This is a genomic window from Nocardia sp. NPDC003345 (assembly GCF_053589395.1).
Window position 1 is genome coordinate 1 of record NZ_JBSFRU010000355.1, and the last position, 6,370, is coordinate 6,370.

The window sequence follows — 6,370 nt, forward strand, 5'->3', positions numbered from 1 at the left end:
TGCTGGCCGACGACGCGGCCGATATGGGCATGGTGGCCTACGAGATGAACCGCACCGTCGCGCGGGTCGGCGCACACCTCGCGGTCGAGGCCCGCCCGTATCCGAACGGCGCGAGACTGCCGTGAACGCCCCGCACGACCCCTGGGACGAGGAGGATGCCGGACCGGTCGTACGCCTCTACGCGGTGACCCGCGGCAGAGGTCGTTCCGCACGGGCCGATCTCACCCTCGACACCAGGGTGGTCGATGCCGGCGCCGGGTTCGCACCGCGGCGTACCGAACCCGAGTACCTCGACATCATCCGGCTCTGCCGGCATCCGCAATCGGTGGCCGAAGTATCGGCGCAACTGCATCTCCCGCTCGCGCTGACCAAGATCCTGATCGCCGATCTCATCGACGACGGCCGGCTGATCGTGCGCGCCCCGGTCGAGACCACCGACGCCGCTCCCGATCTCGACCTGCTGCGGACGATAGCCCACAGCCTGCGGGGAGGCTGATCTCACACCCCGTCACAATCGAAACATCGTGGACCGCTCGGTGAGACCCGTCACCGGCCGAGCGGGCGACTTGCTATGGTCTCCGGACGAAACCCGATGCGTCGTCCGGAGTTTGTGGCGACGCCGAGAATTGGGTGATGGGCCGGGCGCCGGGATGTCGTACGGGCGCATCGCCGGGAACGAGTTGATCGATAGTGGCAGGTCTGCGCCGCCTACCCGGGTCTTTGACCCGGGCGGCCGATTTCGGCGGAAAGGGGTTTCGCGGCCGGATCGGGATCCGCACCCGGATGCTCGCGATAGTTCTGGTCACCAGCGTCACCCTGCTCGCGGTCGGCACCGGCACCGCCGGATATCTGCTGTTCTCCAGCCTGAAGGCCACGGTGTGGGCCAACCTGATCAGCAGCACCACCACCCCGGTCATCTCGATGGTGCAGTCGTTCCAGGAGGAACGCCGACTCACCCTGCTGTTCCTGGAAGGGGATCCGACCGCGGCGGACAAACTGGTGCCCGCCCGTAAACGCTCCGACGACGCGCTGGCCGCCGTGATCGACAAGGGCGAGGCCGCCCAGCGGCTCGATCCCGACGGGTCGGCGGCCGAACTGGAAACGTTCCGCCCGCTCTACAACCGCGTACCCGGTATGCGCGACGCGATCGACACCCGCGTCGTACCCCGGGAGGAAGTGTTCACCTTCTTCACCGAGGTCATCGATACGATCTTCACCGCCTCGCTGATCGCGGCCCGGGTCGCCCCCGAAGCGAGCACCGCCCTCGAACTCGGATACGGCGTGGAACCGCTGCGCGCCGCCGAGGCCCTGTCCAGGGCCGACGCGCTCGGCGTGGTGGCCGTGATGCGCGGGCAGCTCACCCCGGGGCAGCTACTGGAATTCACCCGGCACGCGGGCGAGTTCCGGGCCCAGGCCGCCTATTCCGCGGCGGTACTGAAGGGTGAGCGGCTCGATCAGCTGCGCGCGATCACCGACTCCCCCGCCTGGCGCCAGGTGGTCGAGGTGCAGGACGCGGTCATCCTCCGCGGACCGGTGTCCTCCCGCGGCGCGGGTGAGGGGTCGGGCGCGGATTCCGGGCAGTCCGGCCGGGCGGATACGGCCCTGCCGCTCACCGTGCCCGCCTGGCAGGAGGCATCCCAGCAGGTCAACTCGGCATTGCTGAAGCTGTGGGAGGATCAGAGCCGCGATGCCCACGCCACCGCGCGCACCGAGGGCACCACCACGGCCGCGACCTCGCTGGTCGGCGGTATCGCCATCCTGCTCATCACCGGGCTGGCCCTCGTCGCGGCACTGCTGATGGTGAACCGGTTCGTCGCCCGCATGCGCCGGTTGCGCCACGACACCCTGGAACTCGCCGACGAACGCCTGCCCGACATCATGCGCCGCCTCGACAACGGCGAGCAGATCGATTCCGCGGCCGAGGTGGCCACCCTCGACTTCGGCACCGATGAACTCGGCGAGGTCGCCGAGGCGTTCAACCGGGCCCAGCTCGCGGCCGTCTCGGCGGCGGTCGCGGAATCGCGCACCCGCTCCGGATTCCGCAGCGTGTTCCTCAATATCGCGCATCGCAGCCAGGTGACCGTGCACCGCCAGCTGACCCTGCTGGAACGGGCCGAACGCCAGGAGGAGAACGCCGATCAGCTCGAACTGCTGTTCCAGCTCGACCATCTCGCCACCCGGGCCCGGCGCCACGCCGAGAACCTCATCGTCCTCGGCGGTGAGAAACCCGGCCGCCGCTGGCGCAAACCCATTCCGCTGTGGGATCTGATCCGGGGGGCGGAGGCCGAGAGCCTGGACTACACCCGGATCCACATCGGCCACGTCAGCGATGTCCATATCGCCGGCCAGGCCACCGCCGACCTCATCCATCTGCTCGCGGAACTGATCGACAACGCGACCGCGTTCTCGCCGCCACAGTGCCAGGTGGAGGTGTCGGCGACGGAGGTCGGGCGCGGGGTCGCGGTGGAGATCAGCGATCAGGGCCTGGGCATGACCGAGCAGGAGATCGCCGAACGTAACCGGCTGCTGGCCGAACCACCCGATTTCGGGGTGGCGGCACTGACCGGGCAGACCCGGCTCGGACTGTTCGTGGTCGCCACCCTGGCGGCCCGCCACGAGGTCTCGGTGCGGCTGGCCGCGGCGGAATCCGGTGGGCTCAAGGCGATCGTGCTGATTCCGGGGCCCCTCGTCGAGACGGGTGTCCCCCTCGAATCGCCGGAGCCGGAACCCGCGCTCGCGGGCGCCGGCTCGCAGAAATCGCCCACCCGGACCAACGGCGCCTCCGCCGCGCCCGCGCTCGCGCTGGCCGCCGAACAGGTCACCGAGAAACTGCCGGTCCCTCCCGCCCCGGGCACCAAACCACCGCTGCCGCGCCGGCGCCGCCAGTCCGCCGAACCCACCACCGGCGAGAACGCGGCCGTCACTCCCGCCGGACCGGCACCGGAGCGGACGCCCGAGCAGGCGCGCGATCTGATGGCCGCGATCGAGGGCGGCACCCGCTCCGGCCGCAGCCACAGCGCGGAGACGAGAGCGGCCACCGACCCGGAGGGTGAGCGCGAACCGTGAACCCGCCCGACGACGAACCCTGGGACGAAGAGGTGGTCGGACCCGTCGTCCGGCTCTACGCGCTGACCCGCGGCCGTGGCCGGTCGCGCCGGTCGGAGCTCACTCTCGACACCATGGTGGTCGATACCGAGGCGGGGCTCGCGCCCCGGCGTTCCGCTCCCGAATACGTCGCCATCGTCCGGCTCTGCCGCACACCGCAGTCGGTGGCCGAGATATCGGCCCATATCCAGGTGCCGCTCACCCTCACCAAAGTGCTCGTCGGCGATCTGATCGAAGACGGCCGGCTCGCCGTCCGCGCACCGATGCAGACCACCGACGACCACGCCGACCTCGGGCTCCTGAAGACCATCGCCAACAGTCTCCGGGGCGGCTGACCGGGCTCCACGGCGAACGCCGCGTGATCGACCGGTGCGACCCCCCGCTCCCGGGAGGCTGAAACGACTCTTCTTCGCTAGGGTCTCAGACAGATGGGGCATTGCCGGGATCACCGCAATGCAGGGAAAGTTGGGGCGACGAGCAGTACCGACAACGTGGTGGTGGCGCTCCCCCCGGGAACGAGTGGGACCTATTTTGGCTTTTCGGTTTCTCCCCGCAGTACTGGCCAGGAAGATGAGTTCCGGACGGGATCGCACCCGCGGCCGTGTCGGAATCCGCACTCGATTGCTCGCGATCGTGCTGATCACCAGTGTCGCGCTGCTGACCATCGGTATCGGTGCCGCCGCCTACCTGGTGCAATCCGGCCGTGATGCCACGAAGTGGGCCGAGCTGGCCAGCAGCACCACCACCCCGGCGATCTCGATGGTGCAGGCGTTCCAGGAGGAGCGCCGGCTCTCCTCGCTCTATCTGGCGGGCAATCTCGGTGTGGCGCCGGCGCTGGTGGACGCGCGCAAGGAGTCCGATCTCGCCCTGGCCGCGGTGGTCGCCAAGAACGATGCCGCCCAGCAGCTGAGCCCCGAGGGCTCGGAAGCCGAACTACAGGAATACGTACAGCTCTTCGGCCGTATCCCGGCCACCCGCGCGGCCGTGGACGCCCGCGCGATCCCCCGTGAGGAAGCGTTCGGCTTCTTCGGCGCGGTGGTCGACACCATTGTCGCGGCATCGATGCTGGCAGCCCGCGTGGCGCCGAATGCCGGGCTGGCGATCTCACTCGGTTACGGCGTCGAACCCCTGCGTGCCGCGGAATCACTGTCCAGTGCCGATACACTCGGCGCGGCCGCCCTCACTCTCGACGAGCTGACCGACGCCCAGCTGACCGAGTTCAACCGTTATGTGGGTGAATTCCGGGGCGAGGTCGCGTATTCGGCCGCGGTACTGCGCGGGGAACGGCTCGCCCAGCTCCAGGAGATCACCGACTCGGCGGCGTACCAGCAGGTGATCGCCATGCAGGACGCCATCATGCGGCGGGGCGCCCAGACTCCGGGACAATCGCGCCAGGACACCGCCGAAACCGGCCGCTCCGGCGCGAGCGAACAATCGGCGGCCGGCGATTCGGCTCCCCTGCCGATGGATATCAACACCTGGCAGCAGGCATCGGGCCAGGTCACCGGCCGGCTGCTGAAGCTCTGGGAGGATCAGAGCAACGACGCGCACGCCACGGCCCGCGCGCAGGGCGACGATACGGCGATGCGGTCACTGGCGGGTGGAGCGGCGGTACTGCTGCTCACCGCGCTGGCCTTCCTCGCCGCCCTGCTGCTGGCCAACCGCTTCATCGCCCGGATGCGGCGCCTGCGCAACGACACCCTGGAACTGGCCGATAAACGGCTTCCCGATCTCATGCAGCGCCTCGACGAGGGTGAAGACGTCGATTCCGCCGCCGAGGTGGCGAAACTGGACTTCGGCACCGACGAACTGGGCGAGGTCGCCGACGCCTTCAACCGCGCCCAGGTGGCCGCGGTATCGGCGGCGGTGGCCGAGGCCAAGACCCGGGCCGGGTTCCATACGGTCTTCCTGAATATCGCCCACCGCAACCAGCTCGCCGTGCACCGCCAGCTGGCCCTGCTGGACCGGGCCGAACGCCGCGAGGAGAACGCCGACCAGCTCGAACTGCTCTTCGAACTCGACCATCTCGCCACCCGCGCCCGGCGCCACGCCGAGAACCTGATCGTGCTCGGTGGTGAGAAACCGGGCCGCCGGTGGCGTAACCCGGTACCGCTCTGGGATGTCATCCGCGCGGCGGCGGCGGAGAGCCAGGACTACACCCGGGTGCACAGCGGCCGGGTGCCCGATATCCGTGTGGTCGGGAAGGCCGCCTCCGATCTCATCCATCTGCTCGCCGAGCTGATGGACAACGCGACCACGTTCTCGCCGCCGGAGTCCCGGGTCGAGGTATCGGCGACCATGGTCGGCCGGGGTGTCGCGGTCGAGGTCGCCGACCAGGGGCTCGGGATGCCCGAGGACGAGATCGAAGCCCGCAACAAGGCACTGGCCGAGCCACCGGATTTCGGCGTCGCGGCACTCACCGCAGATACCCGGCTCGGACTGTTCGTGGTCGCCACCCTGGCCGCCCGCCACGATATCGCGGTCCGCCTGGCCGAATCGGCCTACGGCGGTATCAAGGCGATCGTGCTGATCCCGACGGTGCTCACCGAGCCCGGCGGGCCGCAGCCTCTCGAACCGGCACCGGTGGTCGACTCCACACCGCGCGCCGAGTCCACCGTCGCCGCCCGGCACACCACCCCCGTGGTACGCACAGCGCCCCGGGCAGAGACTGCGCCGTATCCCGCTCCCGCGCCCCGGGCCGACGGCTCGGAATCCGCGTGGCGCAGTTCGTTCTCCAGCCGGCCGGTGCCCGGCGCCCCCTACGACTCGCACCCGCCCGAACCCATGTCCCACAACTCCCGCGACCCGCGCTTCGACGCCTTCGAGCAGCCGCAGCAGTGGTCTCACCGCGACGAGGAGCCGGGGCAGGGCGGGAAACCGCCGCTGCCCCGCCGGAGCCGGAAACCGGCCGATCCGGACACCGGGACCTTCCCGCCCGTCACCGAAGCCCGGCCCCGCACCCCCGACCAGGCACGTAACCGGATGTCCGCGATATCGCGCGGCAGCCGCTCCGGCCGCACGCCGAACGGCTCCCACCCCAACCACCGCACCCGACGGGAAGGTGACCGATGACCACTCCCAATCGCACCGATCTCAGCTGGCTTCTGGAGGAATTGGTCGGCGGGCTCCCGGATGCCGAATCGGCGGTACTGCTGTCCACGGACGGCCTGCTGATGGGATATTCGTCCCGGCTCGATCGCGCCGACGCCGAACGGTTCTCGGCCATGGCCTCGGCATTCCACAGCCTGGCACGCAGCGCCGGCAG

Annotated in this window: 5 protein-coding genes; all 5 read left to right on the forward strand. The window is 70.0% G+C overall.

Annotated elements, in window-relative coordinates; genetic code table 11:
- Positions 1-121: 121 nt before the first annotated feature.
- Positions 122-496 carry a DUF742 domain-containing protein gene (locus ACWDU1_RS27735; RefSeq protein WP_450002919.1) on the forward strand — a complete coding sequence of 125 codons (375 nt, stop codon included), beginning with the start codon at positions 122-124 and terminating at the stop codon, positions 494-496.
- Between the two features lie 287 nt (positions 497-783).
- Positions 784-3,066 carry a nitrate- and nitrite sensing domain-containing protein gene (locus tag ACWDU1_RS27740; RefSeq protein WP_450002921.1) on the forward strand — a complete coding sequence of 761 codons (2,283 nt, stop codon included), beginning with the start codon at positions 784-786 and terminating at the stop codon, positions 3,064-3,066.
- Positions 3,063-3,440, forward strand: a complete 378-nt coding sequence (locus tag ACWDU1_RS27745; RefSeq protein WP_450002923.1) for a DUF742 domain-containing protein — start codon at positions 3,063-3,065, stop codon at positions 3,438-3,440. Before ACWDU1_RS27740 ends, ACWDU1_RS27745 begins: the two co-directional genes overlap by 4 nt.
- A gap of 235 nt (positions 3,441-3,675) precedes the next feature.
- Positions 3,676-6,177 (forward strand): sensor histidine kinase, encoded by a 2,502-nt coding sequence (locus tag ACWDU1_RS27750; protein WP_450002924.1) that lies wholly within the window; start codon positions 3,676-3,678, stop codon positions 6,175-6,177.
- The coding region (locus ACWDU1_RS27755; protein ID WP_450002926.1) for a roadblock/LC7 domain-containing protein at positions 6,174-6,370 on the forward strand (197 nt) is incomplete at its 3' end. The genes ACWDU1_RS27750 and ACWDU1_RS27755, both read left to right, overlap by 4 nt.